Here is a 15,417-nt window from a genome sequence, read left to right on the forward strand (position 1 = left end):
GCAGCCAACCGGAGGCCCGCACATGCGCCTGTTCCGACATGAATCCCGCCAGCGAAATGCCGATACGCGAAGGATCTATGCGGCCTATGAGATCGCCTATACGGTGGTCGATTTCAGCGCCGCGATCTGTTTTCTGATCGGGTCGGTCCTGTTTCTCTGGGCCGATTTCGAGACCCAGGCGATCGTGTTGTTCATTGTCGGCTCGGCCTGTTTCTGTCTCAAGCCGACGCTGCGCCTGGCGCGCGAGATCCATCTGTGGCGGATGGGGAAGATCGACAGCCTGGCGCGGCGGATCGAGGGGTGAGCACCCCAGAGCGGTTGCGCGCGGATGCGCGCGGCGTCAGCGAGGGGCCAGCCCCTCGCGCTCCCCGGGATATTTCCAAACAGAAGAAGGCGGAGGCCCTGACACGCTGCGGGGTTTTCCCCCTGCGCCGGATAGGCTAAACGCGCATTGAACAATGTTCCTTTCGTGGATGAGAGCCGATGAAATTCACCCTGTCCTGGCTGAAAGACCATCTTGAGACCGAGGCCGGCCTGGCCGAGATCGCAGAGACGCTGACCGATCTGGGGCTGGAGGTCGAGGAGGTCTCGGACCCCGCCGAACGCTTGCGCGCCTTTACGATCGGCAAGGTGGTGAAGGCCGAGAAGCACCCCGATGCCGACAAGCTGAAAGTTTGCCAGGTGGCCACGGCGGACGGCGAGACGCAGATCATCTGCGGGGCACCCAATGCGCGCGAGGGGATCACCGTGGTCATCGCCAGCCCCGGTGTCTATGTGCCGGGGATCGACACCACGATCGGGGTCGGCAAAATCCGCGGCATCGAGAGCCACGGGATGATGTGTTCCGAGCGCGAGATGGAGCTTTCGGAAGAGCATGACGGGATTATCGAGCTGCCTTCGGGCGAAGTCGGGCAGGCGTTTACCGACTGGCTGGCCGAGCATGATCCCGCCAAAGTCGACCCGGTGATCGAGATCGCCATCACCCCGAACCGGCCCGATGCTCTGGGCGTGCGCGGCATTGCGCTGGACCTGGCTGCACGCGGGCTGGGGCAGATGAAGCCCGCACCGCAGGCCCATGTGGAGGGGCAGTTCCCCTGCCCGATCAATGTGACCATCGACGAGGACACGCGCGAGGGTGGCTGCGAGGTCTTTGCCGGGCGGGTGATCCGGGGCGTCGCCAACGGGCCTTCGCCGCAATGGCTGCAGGACCGGCTGCGCGCCATCGGCCTGCGGCCGATCTCGGCGCTGGTGGATATCACGAATTTCTTCACCTATGACCGCAACCGCCCGCTGCATGTGTTCGATGCCGACAAGGTGAGCGGCGACCTGCGGGTGCATCGCGCCAAGGGCGGCGAGACATTGGTGGGGCTTGATGAGAAGAGCTATGAGTTCGCCCCCGGCATGGTGGTGATTTCGGACGATCAGGGCGTCGAGAGCATCGGCGGCATCATGGGCGGGCTGGCCACCGGCGCCACCGGCGAGACGGTGAACGTGTTCCTCGAGGCGGCGGTCTGGGACCATATCCAGATCGCGGCGACGGGACGCGGCCTCAAGATCAATTCGGACGCGCGCTATCGCAACGAGCGCGGCATCGATCCGGGTTTCAACATGGAGGGGCTGGAACTGGCGACGCAGATGATCCTTGATCTGTGCGGCGGCGAGGCATCCAGTGTCGTGGTCGCCGGTGAGGTGCCGAATGTGAACCGCGCCTATCGGCTGGACCCCAAGCGCGTGCAGTCGCTGGTGGGCATGGATATTCCCGAGGCCGAGCAGCGGCGCACGCTGACGGCACTGGGCTTCAAGCTGGAAGGCGACATGGCGCATGTGCCAAGCTGGCGCCCCGACGTGATGGGCGAGGCGGATCTTGTCGAGGAGGTGGCACGCATCGCGTCGCTGACGAAGCTCGAGGGCAAGCCATTGCCGCGCGCCGAGCCCGGCGTTCCCAAGCCGATCCTGTCGCCCATGCAGAGGCGCGAGCAGATCGCGCGGCGCACCGCTGCGGCGCTCGGCTATAATGAATGCGTGACCTACAGTTTCATCGACCATGCGAGCGCGGTGCTGTTCGGGGGTGGCGACGACGCCACGATGCTGGCCAATCCGATCAGTTCGGAGATGAGCCATATGCGCCCCGAGCTGCTGGCGGGGCTGTTGCAGGCGGCGGCGCGCAACCAGGCGCGCGGCCATATGGACCTGGCACTGTTCGAGGTGGGCCATGCCTTTCACGGTGGTGAGCCCGAGGAACAGCATGTGCAGGTTGCAGGGCTGCTGGTGGGCCGGACTGGCCCCAAGGATGTGCATGGCGAGGCGCGCGCGGTCGACCTGTTCGATGCCAAGGCCGATGCCGAGGCGGTGCTGGCCGCGCTGGGTGCGCCCGACAAGGTGCAGATCCTGCGCGACGGGCCGGGCTGGTTCCATCCCGGTCGCCACGGGCGCATCTGCCTTGGCCCCAAGAAGGTGCTGGGCATTTTCGGCGAGTTGCACCCCCGCACGCTGGAGCAGATGGATGTGAAGGGTCCGGCGGTGGCCTTCACCCTCTTCCCCGGCGAGATCCCGCTGCCGCGCCGGAAGGCCACGGGCCGCGCCGCGCTGGAACTGCGCGACCTGCAGGCCGTCGAGCGCGATTTCGCCTTCGTGGTGGATGCCGGGACCGAGGCGCTGACGCTGGTCAATGCCGCCGCCGGGGCCGACAAGGCGCTGATCGACGATGTGCGCGTCTTTGACGAGTTCATCGGCGGCAGCCTTGGCGAGGGCAAGAAATCGCTGGCCGTGACCGTGCGGCTTCAGCCGACCGAGAAGACCCTCAACGAGGCCGATATCGAGGCGGTGAGCCGCAAGATCGTCGAGAAGGTCGAGAAGGCCACGGGCGGCACGCTGCGCGGGTGAAACGCGCCCTCACTGCGGTGGCGCCATGACGCTGAGCATGTCGCCGTGGCTCCATGAGACGGCTTCGTAGCAGATCTGCGCCCCGGTGCCGCCGCACCATCCGCCATCGCGCGCGATCAGGATGATCGGTTGCCCGTCCCAGTCGATGACGCGCCACGCCTCGGCCTGGAAGCGCCAGCTATCCTGCCCGACCACCGCATGGAGCATGCAGCCGCCGCTGCCGCAATACATCGAGGCGGCGGAGCTGCATGTGAACCGGCTTTCATCCACCACATGATCGGGGACTCCGTCGCCCGTGAGGTCGATACTGGTGACGGCATCGCCTGCGTCGAACCGGCCGTTCTCGTAGGAGGCGCATCCCGCGCGCGCCGCGTCCAGTATCGCCGCGACGGGATCGGCGGCCAGGGCCGGGGCCGTGGACAGAACGACAGCGGCGCAGAAAGGGAGAACCAGGCGAGGATGCATATCAAGAACTCCTGAAGGCGATGAGGGTAGTGAGGTCACGGCAAGATAACACCCGAGCGCGCGCGCATGAACCTGAAATCCGCGCGAGGCGGATGACGCCAAGCCGGTTGCGGGCTATGTAGCAGGGGAACGCGAAAGAACAGATCAGGAGACCCCATGACATTGAACGTTTATCTCTCGGGTGAGATCCATACCGACTGGCGCGAGCGCATCCTCGAGGGGGCCAAGGGGCTGGACCTGCGGTTCAACAGCCCGGTCACCGATCACGGTGCCAGCGACGATTGCGGTGTCGCGATCCTCGGGGCGGAAGAGGACAAGTTCTGGCACGACCACAAGGGCGCGAAGATCAACGCGATCCGCACCCGCAAGGGGATCGAGGATGCCGATGTGGTCGTGGTGCGTTTCGGCGAGAAGTACAAGCAGTGGAACGCCGCGTTTGATGCGGGTTATGCATCTGCGCTGGGCAAGTCGCTGATCGTGCTGCAACCGCCCGAGCATGACCATGCCCTGAAGGAGGTGAACGCGGCCGCGCTGGCGGTGGCGCGCGAGCCTGAACAGGTGGTCGCGATCCTGCGCTATGTGCTGGAGGGCACGCTGGAGGGCTGAACGCCTGCACAGCGCGCGAAAGCGAGGGGGAGAGGCCCCGCGTAATTCCCATCAAATAGCTGGCCTTTTTACCGGAAACCGGGTCAATATCTCGGCGCGCAGGCAATGATCGCTGCGGGTATGAGTGAAACAGGGACAGGAGATCCGTGAAATGATCCAGGAATTCAAGGACTTCATCGCCAAGGGCAATGTCATGGACATGGCCGTCGGCATCATCATCGGTGCGGCCTTTACGGCGATTGTCACCTCGCTCGTGGGCGATCTGATCAACCCGATCATCAGCCTGTTCATGGGCGGCGTCGATTTCGCGGGTCAGTATGTGCTGCTGGGCGAGGGTGAGTTCGGCTCGATCGGCGAGGCGGAAGAGGCCGGGGCGGCGGTTTTCGCATGGGGGCGCTTCTTGATGGCGATCCTCAACTTCCTGATCATCGCCTTCGTGGTCTTCCTGCTGGTCAAGGCGGTGAACCGCGCCAAGGAGAGTGCCGCGAAGAAGGAAGAGGCCGAAGCCGAGGCCGCGCCTGCGGGGCCGACCGAACTGGAGCTGCTGACGGAAATCCGCGACGCGCTCAGGAAGTGATCCGCGCCACTGGCGCAAGCATCTGGGGGCCTGCGGTTGCGCAGGCCCCTTTTTTCATGAGAGGTATCGAGGACGCGAACAGATACGGGAGTAAAGCAGGATGGAAGGTTTGATGGAGCAGCTTGGCGGCTATGCGCCGCTGGTGATCAGTGCGGTAAAGGCCGCCGTTGTTCTGATCGTGGGCTGGATCGCGGCGGGGGTCATCAGCAGCGTGATCCGCAGCCGGGTCAACAGCAACCCGAGGATCGACGACACGCTGGGCGGTTTCGTCGCCTCGATGGTCAAATGGGTGATCCTGCTGATGGTGCTGGTGGCCGTGCTGGGCCTGTTCGGCATCGAGGCCACATCGCTGGTGGCGATGCTGGGCGCCGCGACGCTGGCGATCGGACTGGCGCTTCAGGGCACGCTGAGCGATCTGGCGGCAGGGTTCATGCTGATCCTGTTCAGGCCCTACAAGCTGGGCCAATATGTCGATATCGGCGGCACCGCGGGCACGGTGAAGGATCTCAACCTCTTTTTCACCGAGCTGGTGACGCCGGACAATGTGCAGATCATCGTCCCGAACGGGCAGGCCTGGGGCGCGATCATCACCAATCTTTCGCATTACCAGACGCGGCGTTGCGATCTGACCTTCGGAATCGACTACAATGACGACGCGGACAAGGCGATGGGGCTGATCCTGGACCTGGCGCGCGCGGACCAGCGGGTGCATGACGATCCCGAGCCCTGGGTGCGGGTCACGAATCTTGGTGACAGCAGCGTCGACCTGACCGCTCGGCTGTGGTGCGACGCGGCGGATTACTGGAACCTCAAGTTCGACATGACCAAGGCGGTGAAAGAAGCCTTCGACAAGGGCGGCATCTCGATCCCCTATCCGCACTCGGTGGAAATCCAGAAAGCCGGCTGAAGGGTCTCAGGCGCGGTCCGGGGGGCCAGCCCCCCCGGCCCCCCCGAGGTATTTCGGGCCAGATGAAGGGGCGGGTGAACGGCCCTGTTCAGCCGCGCCCGATATAGGGCATCTTGGTTGCCATCAGGGTCATGAACTGCATGTTCGCCTCAGGCGGCAGGCTGGCCATGTGGAGCACCGCGCGTCCGACCTCGGCCACGTCCATCGTGGGGGGCGGGTCATCCGGGTTCTCGGCGATGATCCCTTCGAGAAGTTCGGTGCGCGCATTGCCGATGTCGATCTGACCACAGGCGATATCGTAGGGGCGGCCATCGAGCGACAGGCTTCTGGTGAGGCCGGTGATCGCGTGTTTGGAGGTGGTATAGGCAACCGACAGGGCGCGCGGGGCATGGGCGCTGAGCGAGCCGTTATTGATGATCCGCCCGCCCTGCGGTTCCTGGGCGCGCATCCGCGCGAAAGCGGCGCGGGCCGCGTTGAACATGCCATGCAGGTTCACGTCGATCACCTGGCGCCATTCGTCATGATCGAGTTCGTCGATCAGGGCGGCGCGGCCGAAGGTGCCGGCATTGTTGAAGAGGACATCAAGCCGCCCGGCAGCCGCCATGAAGGCATCGAAGGCGGTTTCGACGGCGGCCCCGTCGGTGACATCACAGGGCAGGATCACCGCGTTGGGGTGGCCATCCGCCATCTCGTGAAGCGCTGCGGCCCGCCGCGCGACGCAGCCCACACGCCAACCCGCATCAAGACATGCACGCGCCGTGGCGGCGCCGATTCCGGCGCTGGCGCCGGTGATGAGGATGGTTTTCATGTTTCGACCTCGAGTTTCAGGGGCACGGGCGCGCTGCGCAGGTCGTCGACCCGCAGGGGGCCGGTGGGCTTGGCGAGGCGGTTGCGCACGACCCAGTGCAGGCGTTCTTCGGCGCGGGTAATCGCGACATAGGCCAGCCGTTTCCACAGCGGTTGTCCCGCCTCGGTCCGGCCCATCCGGGCGGCAATGGCGAGATCGGGCGCGAAGACCTGCACATCGCGCCACTGGCTGCCCTGCGCCTTGTGGATCGTCACCGCCGCCCCATGCAGGAAGGTGGCCCCGAGGCCCGCGGCGAAGGGGATGAAGGGTTCTTCCTCGTCGGGTTTCTCGATCTTGACGATGCTGGCTGCGCTGACGCGGGGGTCTTCGGCGCCGATCACATGCAGGCGCGAGAATCCGGGCTTGTTCCCCGGCCCGAGATAGATCACCTGCGCGCCCTTGATCAGGCCGCGCGCCTCGAGGTCGAGGCGTTTCTTGCGGTGCTTGACGGGCAGTTCGATCCCGTCGCAGATCAGCGGCTCGCCTTCGAGAAGGGCATCATCGGGCGCGCCATGCACGGCGCGAAAGGCATGGATCAGCCGGATGCGGGTGGCGTTGCGCCAGACCAGAACCGGCGAGCGGGCCATCATGTCCACCTCGACGCGCTGCGCCCATTGCACGCGCTCGTCACGTTGGGCAGCCTCTTGCACGAGGGTTTCAAAGCGGTGGAAATCCACCTCGGGATCGCCCAGCGCGTGAGCGAGGTCAAGGATCGGGTTATCGGCGTCCTGGCGGTGGATGCGATGCAGTTCCAGCTTGGCGGGCGCGGGCAGACCATCGAACACCATCGAGCCCGACTGCTTGACCGGCGCAAGCTGTGCGGGGTCGCCGAACAGGATCAGGTTGGGGAAGATCTCCTTGAGGTCCTCGAACTGCCGGTCGTCGAGCATCGAGGCCTCGTCGACGAAGCCGATATCGAGTGGTTCCTCGCGCCGGGTCCAACCGGTGATGAAATCGCTTCCGCGCAGACCCGCCGCCGCCAGCGCGCCGGGGATCGAGCGATTGGTCTGGAAGAAGGCGAGCGCGCGGTTCAGGGCCTCTTCGGTGATGCCGTCGATCTCGGGGCGCTCGCCGTTGCCTGCCAGCCATTCGGCGATCTTGGCGTATTCGGGGTGATAGACCGGTGTGTAGAGGATGCGGTGAATGGTGGTGGCGGGCACGCCGCGCATGCGCAGGACGCTGGCGGCCTTGTTGGTGGGTGCGAGGATCGCCAGCGTGCGCCGGTCGCGCCGCCGTCGCCCCTCCCAATCGCCGGACACGACATCGACCCCCGCCTCTTCGAGGGCGCGAAACAGCGCCGCCAGAAGCAGGGTCTTGCCCGAGCCGGCCTTGCCGACCACCGCCATCACGCCGGAACCGCCTTCGCGCGGCGGCGTGAGCTGCCCGCTGTCGAGATCGACGCCCGCGGCACGCAGCATCTCGGCGATGCGGTCATGGGCTTCGGCCTGATCGTGGGAGAATGTGAGTGCGCTGCTGGACATGGCGCGACCCTATCCAAGCCGCGCGACCAGCACCAGAGGCAGAGGCAGAGGCAAGGACAGGCGGACGGCGATCAGACCCGCTTGCCGAGCCCTTGGGAATCGGCACCGGTCCCGATGCGCGCCCTCTGCTCGCCCCCGTCGGCGTCATGATTGCCATCGGGCGTCAGTTCCAGCACCGCCAGCAACCTTGTATCGCCCAGTTGCCTGGCAAGCGCGGGCAACCCGTTCTGACGGGCGAATGCCTCCAGGTCGGCAAGCACGTCGAGGATCCATTCATTTTTCATGCCGATACTCCGCATAACGGGTTATTGAAATGGCGATACAATCTTAGCACGAACAGACTGTTAATGAATCCCTCTTTTTCGCAGCGGGCAGAATAGCGCGGCGCCGAAAGGCGGAGCTGTTTGAAATCAGGGCGTTATGATCCCCGGAACGGCAGAACGCCCGCGACCGGAAATACCGAGTCGCGGGCGCTCACCCTCCTCCCCGAGGGTTGCTTGCTTACTTGGCGGCGTCCAGCACGTCTTCGACGGTGCGCAGGCCGGTCTTCGGCGACTGGACCAGCACGGCCATGTTGCCCGGCTTGTGCTGGTTGTTGAGCATCTTCACATGCGCATCGGGGATCTGCTCCCAGGGGAAGACCTCGGACATGCAGGGGTCGATGCGGCGCTCGACCATCAGGCGGTTGGCGGCGGCGGCCTGTTTGAGATGGGCGAAGTGGCTGCCTTGCAGGCGCTTCTGGTGCATCCACATGTAGCGCACGTCGAAGGTGCAGTTGAAGCCGGTGGTGCCTGCGCAGATCACGACCATGCCGCCCTTCTTGCAGACGAAGGTCGAGACCGGGAACGTCGCCTCGCCGGGATGTTCAAAGACGATATCGACGTTGTTGCCCTTGCCGGTGATGTCCCAGATCGCCTTGCCGAACTTGCGGACTTCCTTGAACCATTCGGCGTATTCGGGGGTGTTCACCGTGGGCAACTGACCCCAGCAGCTGAAATCCTTGCGGTTGATGACACCCTTGGCGCCGAGATCCATGACGAACTGGCGCTTGTCCTCTTCCGATATGACGCCGATCGCGTTGCCGCCAGCCGCATTGATGAGCTGGATTGCGAAGGAGCCGAGACCGCCCGAGGCACCCCAGACCAGCACGTTCTGGCCGGGTTTGAGCTCATGCGGGTGGTGGCCGAACAGCATCCGGTAGGCGGTGGCCAGCGTCAGCGTGTAGCAGGCGCTTTCCTCCCATGTCAGGTGACGCGGGCGCGGCAGAAGCTGTTGCGCCTGGACGCGGGTGAACTGCGCAAAGGACCCGTCAGGGGTTTCATAGCCCCAGATGCGCTGGCTGGGCGAATACATCGGGTCGCCGCCATTGCATTCCTCGTCGTCGCCATCGTCCTGGTTGCAATGCACCACGACCTCGTCGCCGACTTTCCAGCTTTTGACCTTGTCGCCCACGGCCCAGACAATGCCCGAGGCATCCGAACCGGCGATGTGATAATCGGCGCCGTGACCGTCGAAGGGGCTGATCGGCTGGCCGAGGCCCGCCCAGATACCGTTGTAGTTGACGCCCGCCGCCATCACCAGGACAAGCACCTCGTGGCTGTCGAGAACCGGGGTATCGACCACTTCGACCTGAAAGGACTTGTCGGGGGTGCCGTGGCGCTCGCGGCGGATGGCCCAAGCATACATCTGCCGGGGGACATAGCCCAGCGGGGGCATTTCGCCGATCTCGTAGAGATCCTTTTCCGGTGCGTCGTAGGGCGCGATGCCCGTTTCGGTATCCAGAGCCATTGCCAGCCTCCTTGTCGATCAAAATTGCCGCGATGCAGAATCACGGTGTCGACCAAGGGGATATAATCCATCGCGCAACAATGCAATGCCGGGAATGGCATTTTTGTAATTTTATGACCTCGCAATCGCAGAAAATACGCAGCTACACGCTGCGTGCGCAGAAAAGATGCGCAATCGAGCGGGCATAGAAGGCGAGAATCGCCTCATGTTCACCCACCGGCGCGATGACTCCGTCGGTTTCGCTGACCAGCCCGCGGCGCAAAAGGGTGCGCAAGCCGGACTCGACCGCATGCGCCATGTCGGCGCGCGGCAGGCACATATCCCGGTGCGGCAGGTGCGAGACCATCTTCGCCACGGCCTGTTCGAGGCCGGACCGGGGCATTGCGCCCTCAGTCAGAAGCGCCCGCGCCACCAGCGGCACCGGCACCACCGGCACCTCGTCGCCGATCCGCTGCATGAGGTGCTGGCCCAACGCCTCGACCGGCGCCCCTGGGTGATCCTGCTGGAAACCGGCCAGCGACAGGGGCGCACCGAAACTGACGGCGGCATAGCCGTGGCGGTGATAGCGCCGCGTGAGCCAGAGCCAGAACTGATGCAGGATGAACCGCGCCACCACGCTGATACGGGCGTGAAAACGGCGCTCGCCGCGCTCACCGGCGGCGACAAGAATGCGGTCCTCGAAGACGCGGTCGTAATTGATCGCCACCGGCACGAAGACCACATCACGCGCATCGCGCGCCCGCCCCTCGACGATGTATTTCAGGATTCCCAGCTTGGGCGGCGTCAGCCCGCCATCAAGGCTGAGCCCGCCTTCGGGGAACACCGCCTGCGTCACCCCCGCATCGGTCGCCATGCGCACATAGCGCGCCAGCACCCGGCGATAGAGATCGTTGCGCGATTTGCGGCGGATGAAATAGGCGCCCATCGCCTTGATCAGGCGCGACAGCGGCCAGACCCGCGCCCATTCCCCCACCGCATAGCTGAGCGCCGAGCGTTCGGCGGCAAGCCAGGTGACCAGCACGTAATCCATGTTCGAGCGGTGATTCATCACGAACACGATGGTCGCGTCCTGATCCACACCGGCCAGGGCGGTTTCGTCGAAATGCCCGAGCCGCACCCGGTAAAGCGCACGCGACAGCCATTTTGCCGCGCGGATCGCGAAGCCGAAATAGGCGGTCGCCGAAAAGCCCGGCACGATCTCGCGCGCATAGCGTTTGGCTTTCTCGAACGCGACATTCTCGGGGATGCCTTCAGCGCTGGCATGATCGGCGATGGCGCGGCTGACCTCGGGATCATAGATCAGGCGCTGGATCATGTCATAGCGGCGGGCCAGTTTGAACGGCTGGATCGGACGCTCGAGCCGCTCGTTGAGCTTGGCGACCACACGCTCCATCCGGCGGCGGAAGAACCAGCGCACCGAGGGAAACAGGAAATGCGACGCAAAGGTCACCGCCGCAAAGGCGATCAACAGCACCAGCACCCAAAGTGGCATTTCAACCATCTGACCCATCATCCAAGCAATACAGGGTTTGACGGCGCGGTAAATGCCCTCATGCCGCAACGCAGCGAATTGACAGCGCCACATTATTCCAGATAAAAATGCCGGAACGTAACAAAATTACGCATCCTGATTCACGAGGTCCGCCCATGTCGCAGACGCAGAATGACCCGACCACGCCCGCCCGCAGCGCCGATCGCCCCTGGCTGATCCGCACCTATGCGGGCCATTCCACCGCCCAAGCCTCGAACGCGCTATACCGCTCGAACCTGGCGCGGGGTCAGACCGGGCTCAGCGTGGCGTTCGACCTGCCGACGCAGACGGGCTATGACAGCGATCATGTCCTGGCCAAGGGCGAGGTGGGCAAGGTCGGCGTGCCGATCTGCCATCTGGGCGACATGCGCCACCTGTTCAACCAGATCCCGCTGGAGCAGATGAACACCTCGATGACGATCAACGCCACGGCGCCCTGGCTGCTGGCGCTCTATATCGCCGTCGCCGAGGAACAGGGCGCCGATATCAGCCAGCTTCAGGGCACGGTGCAGAACGACCTGATCAAGGAATACCTGAGCCGGGGCACCTATATCTGCCCGCCCGCGCCCAGCCTGAAGCTGATCGGCGACGTGGCCGAATACTGCTATACCAACATCCCCAAATGGAACCCGATGAACGTGTGTTCCTATCACCTGCAGGAGGCCGGCGCGACGCCCGAACAGGAGCTGGCCTTTGCCCTTGCGACCGCCACCGCCGTTCTGGACGAGCTGAAGCCGCGCGTCCCGCCCGAGGATTTCCCCCGCCTTGTCGGGCGCATCAGCTTTTTCGTGAATGCGGGCATCCGTTTCGTCACCGAGATGTGCAAGATGCGCGCCTTCGTCGATCTCTGGGACGAGATCTGCCGCGAGCGCTACGGCGTCGAAGACCCCAAGTTCCGCCGCTTCCGTTATGGCGTGCAGGTCAACTCGCTGGGGCTGACCGAACAGCAGCCCGAAAACAACGTCTATCGCATCCTGATCGAGATGCTGGCGGTGACCCTGTCGAAAAAGGCCCGTGCGCGGGCGGTGCAATTGCCCGCCTGGAACGAGGCGCTTGGCCTGCCCCGCCCCTGGGACCAGCAATGGTCGATGCGCATGCAGCAGATCCTGGCCTATGAAACCGACCTTCTGGAATATGACGACCTGTTCGATCAGAATCCCGCGGTCGATGCGCGGGTCGAGGCCCTGAAGGATGGCGCGCGCCACGAGCTGGCCAATATCGACAGCATGGGCGGCGCGGTCGAGGCGATCGAATACATGAAATCCCGCCTCGTCGACAGCAATGCCGAGCGCCTCAACCGGATCGAGCGCAACGAGACCATCGTCGTCGGCGTGAACAAGTGGACCGAAGGCGAGCCCAGCCCCCTGATGGGCGAGGATGGCGGCATCATGGTGGTGGACCATGCCGTCGAGGCCGAACAGATCGGCCGCCTGAATGACTGGCGCAGCCAGCGCGACGACGCGGCCGTCAAGGCGGCGCTGGCGGATCTGCGCGCCGCCGCGAGCGAGGGGCGCAACATCATGCCCGCCTCGATCACCGCCGCACGCGCCGGCGTCACCACCGGCGAATGGGCTGCCGAGATGCGCGCCGTGCATGGCGAATACCGCGGCCCCACCGGCGTTTCGGGCAGCCCCTCGAACAAGACCGAAGGGCTGGACGATATCCGCGACGCGGTGAACGCGGTCAGCGACAAGCTGGGCCGCCGCCTCAGGTTCCTTGTCGGCAAGCCGGGGCTGGACGGGCATTCCAACGGCGCCGAGCAGATCGCCTTCCGGGCGCGCGATTGCGGGATGGATATCAGCTATGAGGGTATCCGCCTGACCCCGGCGGAAATCGTTGCCGCCGCGCTCGAGGATGAGGCCCATGTGGTGGGCCTGTCGATCCTGTCGGGCAGCCATATCCCGCTGGTCGAGGACCTGATGGAGCGGATGCGCGCCGCCGGGCTTGGCGCGGTGCCGGTCATCGTCGGCGGCATCATCCCCGAAGACGACGCGCGCCGCCTGCGCGACATGGGCGTCGCGCGCGTCTATACGCCCAAGGATTTCGAGCTGAACACGATCATGATGGATATCGTGGCGCTCGCAGACCCCAAGGCCGTCGCCGCCGAATAGCAAAAGGGCCCGCCTGCAAGAGACGGGCCCTGATGCTGTGAGTGACGGCCGGTTCTCAGCTCTCGTTCTGGGCTTCTTCCAGCTTGGCCAGAATGCGCGCGTTCAGTTCTTCATCCTGCTGCGCGACTTTGCCGATGGCCATGTATTGCTCGGGCGTCATGTTATCGACGCCCTCGACGGCCTCGATGGCGGCCACGTTGGCCTCTTCGATCACGGCCTTCTGTTCCGCTTCGCTTTCCTGCTGCTGGATGCGCGGCAGGTAATCGGCCCGCACTGCCTCGATGGCGACGAGAGCCTCGACGAAGGCGTCAAGCTGCTCTTCGCTCAGCGACTCGGCGGTGATCTGCGGGGCTTCGCTCTGCTGCGCGGGTGCCTCGCTTTGCTGGGTTTCACCCTGTTGCGGGGCCTCGGTCTCTTGCGCGGCCAGGGGCGTGGCCAGCGCCAGGGCCGCGGTCATGACGGGGGCGAGCATGGTTTTGAAGGTCAATCGGAATCTCCGTTTCGGTGCAATTTCGCCCGGATCCTGCGCCCGGGCCACCAAGAGCACATGGGGCAGCGCGCGCGCGCCTGCAAACCGATCAGCGGAAAAATGCCGGGAGGCACGCCCCCGCGGCCCGCCAAGAACCCGCTGGCACTCCGGCGGGCTTTTGGTCCAGACTGCGCGAAAGCGAAAGGAAACCGTCATGAGCATCACCATCCGTTTGATCGAACCGGACGACAAGGCAGATTGGCGCGCGCTCTGGACCGCCTATCTCGACTTTTACGAAACCAGCGTATCCGACGAGGTCTATGACACCACCTTCCAGCGGCTTCTGGACCCGGCGCGCCCCAATCAGAACGGCATGCTCGCGCTTGAGGGAACGCGCGCGGTCGGGCTCGTGCATTACATCTATCACCCGCATAACTGGCGGATCGAGGATGTCTGCTATCTTCAGGATCTCTATGCCGCGCCCGACATGCGCGGCAAGGGCGTGGGCCGCGCACTGATCGAGGCGGTCTACGGCGCCGCCGACGCCAATGGCACGCCCTCGGTCTACTGGATGACACAGGATTTCAACACCGAGGCGCGCAAGCTCTATGACCGGATCGCCACCCTCACCCCCTTCATCAAGTATCAACGCTGAGGGTCGCGCCCCATGACCATCCATATCTCGGCCCGACCCGGCGATATCGCGGACACCGTGCTGATGCCGGGCGACCCCCTGCGCGCCAGATGGGCCGCCGAGCAGTTCCTCGACGCACCGCGCTGCATCAACGAAACCCGCGGGATGCTGGGCTATACCGGCACATGGCGCGGCCATCGCGTGACCATCCACGGCAGCGGCATGGGCATGGCCAGCCTGTCGATCTACGCCAATGAGCTGATCCGCGATTTCGGCGTCAGGACATTGATCCGCATCGGCTCCTGCGGGGGGATGCAGCCACATGTGAAACTGCGCGACGTGATCCTCGCCATGACGGCAAGCGCGGTCTCGACGCCCTCTTCGACGATCCTGCGCGAGTTGAATTTCGCGCCCTGCGCCGATTGGACCCTGCTTGCCGCCGCCGCAGGCGCCGCCGATGCGCGCGGCATCGCCCCGCATGTGGGCGGCATCTATTCAAGCGACACATTCTATGACGAACGCCCCGACCTCAACGAAGAGATGACCCGCCACGGCATCCTGGCCGTCGAGATGGAGACCGCCGAGCTCTACACCCTCGCCGCCCGCCACGGCGCGCGCGCCCTGTCGGTGCTTACGGTCAGCGACCATCTGCAGACCGGCGAGGCGCTCGACAGCACCGCGCGCGAAACCGGCTTTGCCGACATGGTCGAAATCGCCCTCGCCGCCGCCTTCCCGGACTGACCGGGGCTTCTTCTGTTCTGAAGTATCCCCGCCGGAGGCATCCCGGACCCGACCACCAGCGCCCCGGCCCGCAGATCGCGCGCCGGGGGTGCCGGATGATCCTTGCAGCACTCAGTCGTAGCTGCGCTGGTCCTCGATCACCTTGCCGTCATTGGGCAGGCTGCCGGGGGCGACGATCTCGATCCTGCCCTTGAGTTTCAGCACCTCGGCCACGGACCCCGAGAAGGCGTCCGCGTCGCCGCCATTGGCTTCGATCTGCACCGTCATCACGTCCATTTCGCCCTCGCGGCTGGCGATGACGCGGGCGCGGGCGATCTCGGCATGGCCTGCGACCAGCGCCGCCACCTGTTCGGGGCGCACGAACATGCCCTTGATCT

Annotated in this window: 15 protein-coding genes and 1 pseudogene; 8 read left to right on the top strand and 8 right to left on the bottom strand. The window is 65.0% G+C overall.

Annotated features, from left to right (window positions below):
* The first annotated feature begins 22 nt into the window (after nucleotides 1-22).
* Both ROH8110_RS17415 and pheT read left to right on the top strand, forming a co-directional pair.
* A complete protein-coding gene (locus ROH8110_RS17415; RefSeq protein ID WP_085819017.1) occupies nucleotides 23-304 on the top strand; it encodes a YrhK family protein in 282 nt (93 codons plus the stop codon).
* Between the two features lie 179 nt (nucleotides 305-483).
* Nucleotides 484-2,883 (top strand): phenylalanine--tRNA ligase subunit beta, encoded by a 2,400-nt coding sequence (gene pheT / locus ROH8110_RS17420; RefSeq protein ID WP_085819018.1) that lies wholly within the window; start codon nucleotides 484-486, stop codon nucleotides 2,881-2,883.
* A 9-nt stretch (nucleotides 2,884-2,892) separates the two neighbouring features.
* Here pheT and ROH8110_RS17425 read toward each other — a convergent pair whose 3' ends face one another.
* Nucleotides 2,893-3,348, bottom strand: a complete 456-nt coding sequence (locus tag ROH8110_RS17425) for a hypothetical protein (protein ID WP_085819019.1) — start codon at nucleotides 3,346-3,348, stop codon at nucleotides 2,893-2,895.
* 156 nt (nucleotides 3,349-3,504) lie between these two features.
* Here ROH8110_RS17425 and ROH8110_RS17430 point away from each other — a divergent pair, with 156 nt between their 5' ends.
* The 3 genes from ROH8110_RS17430 to ROH8110_RS17440 all read left to right on the top strand — a co-directional run bounded on the left by ROH8110_RS17430 (nucleotide 3,505) and on the right by ROH8110_RS17440 (nucleotide 5,438).
* A complete protein-coding gene (locus ROH8110_RS17430) occupies nucleotides 3,505-3,954 on the top strand; it encodes a YtoQ family protein (protein ID WP_085819020.1) in 450 nt (149 codons plus the stop codon).
* Nucleotides 3,955-4,105: 151 nt separating this feature from the next.
* Nucleotides 4,106-4,531, top strand: a complete 426-nt coding sequence (mscL, locus tag ROH8110_RS17435) for a large conductance mechanosensitive channel protein MscL (RefSeq protein WP_085819084.1) — start codon at nucleotides 4,106-4,108, stop codon at nucleotides 4,529-4,531.
* A gap of 100 nt (nucleotides 4,532-4,631) precedes the next feature.
* Entirely contained in the window at nucleotides 4,632-5,438 is an 807-nt protein-coding gene (locus ROH8110_RS17440; protein WP_085819021.1) for a mechanosensitive ion channel family protein, read from the top strand.
* 88 nt (nucleotides 5,439-5,526) lie between these two features.
* Here the strand turns inward: ROH8110_RS17440 and ROH8110_RS17445 are convergent, their stop codons facing one another.
* The 5 genes from ROH8110_RS17445 to ROH8110_RS17465 form a co-directional block, all read right to left on the bottom strand.
* Nucleotides 5,527-6,246, bottom strand: coding sequence for an SDR family oxidoreductase (locus ROH8110_RS17445; protein ID WP_085819022.1), 720 nt, complete (start codon nucleotides 6,244-6,246; stop codon nucleotides 5,527-5,529).
* On the bottom strand, nucleotides 6,243-7,766 hold the full coding sequence (locus tag ROH8110_RS17450; RefSeq protein ID WP_085819023.1) for an AAA family ATPase: 1,524 nt from the start codon (nucleotides 7,764-7,766) through the stop codon (nucleotides 6,243-6,245). The genes ROH8110_RS17445 and ROH8110_RS17450 overlap by 4 nt, the downstream gene beginning before the upstream one ends.
* Before the next feature lie 71 nt (nucleotides 7,767-7,837).
* A complete protein-coding gene (locus ROH8110_RS17455; protein ID WP_085819024.1) occupies nucleotides 7,838-8,050 on the bottom strand; it encodes a hypothetical protein in 213 nt (70 codons plus the stop codon).
* A gap of 217 nt (nucleotides 8,051-8,267) precedes the next feature.
* Entirely contained in the window at nucleotides 8,268-9,554 is a 1,287-nt protein-coding gene (gene ccrA / locus ROH8110_RS17460) for a crotonyl-CoA carboxylase/reductase (RefSeq protein ID WP_085819025.1), read from the bottom strand.
* 142 nt (nucleotides 9,555-9,696) lie between these two features.
* Nucleotides 9,697-11,064, bottom strand: coding sequence for a 1-acyl-sn-glycerol-3-phosphate acyltransferase (locus ROH8110_RS17465; protein WP_085819085.1), 1,368 nt, complete (start codon nucleotides 11,062-11,064; stop codon nucleotides 9,697-9,699).
* Between the two features lie 137 nt (nucleotides 11,065-11,201).
* On the opposite strand from ROH8110_RS17465, the gene ROH8110_RS17470 reads away from it, so the two are divergent.
* Nucleotides 11,202-13,196, top strand: a complete 1,995-nt coding sequence (locus ROH8110_RS17470; RefSeq protein ID WP_085819026.1) for an ethylmalonyl-CoA mutase — start codon at nucleotides 11,202-11,204, stop codon at nucleotides 13,194-13,196.
* A gap of 55 nt (nucleotides 13,197-13,251) precedes the next feature.
* On the opposite strand, the gene ROH8110_RS17475 is transcribed toward ROH8110_RS17470, so the two are convergent.
* Nucleotides 13,252-13,683, bottom strand: a complete 432-nt coding sequence (locus ROH8110_RS17475) for a DUF4168 domain-containing protein (protein WP_170156516.1) — start codon at nucleotides 13,681-13,683, stop codon at nucleotides 13,252-13,254.
* A 196-nt stretch (nucleotides 13,684-13,879) separates the two neighbouring features.
* Here ROH8110_RS17475 and ROH8110_RS17480 point away from each other — a divergent pair, with 196 nt between their 5' ends.
* Together ROH8110_RS17480 and deoD are read left to right on the top strand one after the other, a co-directional pair.
* The gene (locus ROH8110_RS17480) at nucleotides 13,880-14,320 is read left to right on the top strand and encodes a GNAT family N-acetyltransferase (protein WP_085819027.1); all 441 of its coding nucleotides are present in this window, start codon (nucleotides 13,880-13,882) and stop codon (nucleotides 14,318-14,320) included.
* Between the two features lie 12 nt (nucleotides 14,321-14,332).
* Complete coding sequence (gene deoD / locus ROH8110_RS17485; RefSeq protein WP_085819028.1) at nucleotides 14,333-15,040, top strand: purine-nucleoside phosphorylase; 708 nt, start codon at nucleotides 14,333-14,335, stop codon at nucleotides 15,038-15,040.
* 111 nt (nucleotides 15,041-15,151) lie between these two features.
* Here the strand turns inward: deoD and ROH8110_RS17490 are convergent.
* Nucleotides 15,152-15,417 (bottom strand): annotated as a pseudogene (locus tag ROH8110_RS17490) (phenylacetate--CoA ligase family protein); the annotation flags it as partial.

The organism is Roseovarius halotolerans, assembly GCF_900172255.1.
GTDB classification, from domain to species: domain Bacteria; phylum Pseudomonadota; class Alphaproteobacteria; order Rhodobacterales; family Rhodobacteraceae; genus Roseovarius; species Roseovarius halotolerans.

Excerpts from the sequence above, each read along its gene's own strand:
- ROH8110_RS17415 (WP_085819017.1), top strand. The coding sequence starts at position 23 with ATGCGCCTGTTCCGACATGAATCCCGCCAGCGAAATGCCGATACGCGA.
- pheT (WP_085819018.1), top strand. The coding sequence starts at position 484 with ATGAAATTCACCCTGTCCTGGCTGAAAGACCATCTTGAGACCGAGGCC.
- ROH8110_RS17425 (WP_085819019.1), bottom strand. The coding sequence starts at position 3,348 with ATGCATCCTCGCCTGGTTCTCCCTTTCTGCGCCGCTGTCGTTCTGTCC.
- ROH8110_RS17430 (WP_085819020.1), top strand. The coding sequence starts at position 3,505 with ATGACATTGAACGTTTATCTCTCGGGTGAGATCCATACCGACTGGCGC.
- mscL (WP_085819084.1), top strand. The coding sequence starts at position 4,106 with ATGATCCAGGAATTCAAGGACTTCATCGCCAAGGGCAATGTCATGGAC.
- ROH8110_RS17440 (WP_085819021.1), top strand. The coding sequence starts at position 4,632 with ATGGAAGGTTTGATGGAGCAGCTTGGCGGCTATGCGCCGCTGGTGATC.
- ROH8110_RS17445 (WP_085819022.1), bottom strand. The coding sequence starts at position 6,246 with ATGAAAACCATCCTCATCACCGGCGCCAGCGCCGGAATCGGCGCCGCC.
- ROH8110_RS17450 (WP_085819023.1), bottom strand. The coding sequence starts at position 7,766 with ATGTCCAGCAGCGCACTCACATTCTCCCACGATCAGGCCGAAGCCCAT.
- ROH8110_RS17455 (WP_085819024.1), bottom strand. The coding sequence starts at position 8,050 with ATGAAAAATGAATGGATCCTCGACGTGCTTGCCGACCTGGAGGCATTC.
- ccrA (WP_085819025.1), bottom strand. The coding sequence starts at position 9,554 with ATGGCTCTGGATACCGAAACGGGCATCGCGCCCTACGACGCACCGGAA.
- ROH8110_RS17465 (WP_085819085.1), bottom strand. The coding sequence starts at position 11,064 with ATGGGTCAGATGGTTGAAATGCCACTTTGGGTGCTGGTGCTGTTGATC.
- ROH8110_RS17470 (WP_085819026.1), top strand. The coding sequence starts at position 11,202 with ATGTCGCAGACGCAGAATGACCCGACCACGCCCGCCCGCAGCGCCGAT.
- ROH8110_RS17480 (WP_085819027.1), top strand. The coding sequence starts at position 13,880 with ATGAGCATCACCATCCGTTTGATCGAACCGGACGACAAGGCAGATTGG.
- deoD (WP_085819028.1), top strand. The coding sequence starts at position 14,333 with ATGACCATCCATATCTCGGCCCGACCCGGCGATATCGCGGACACCGTG.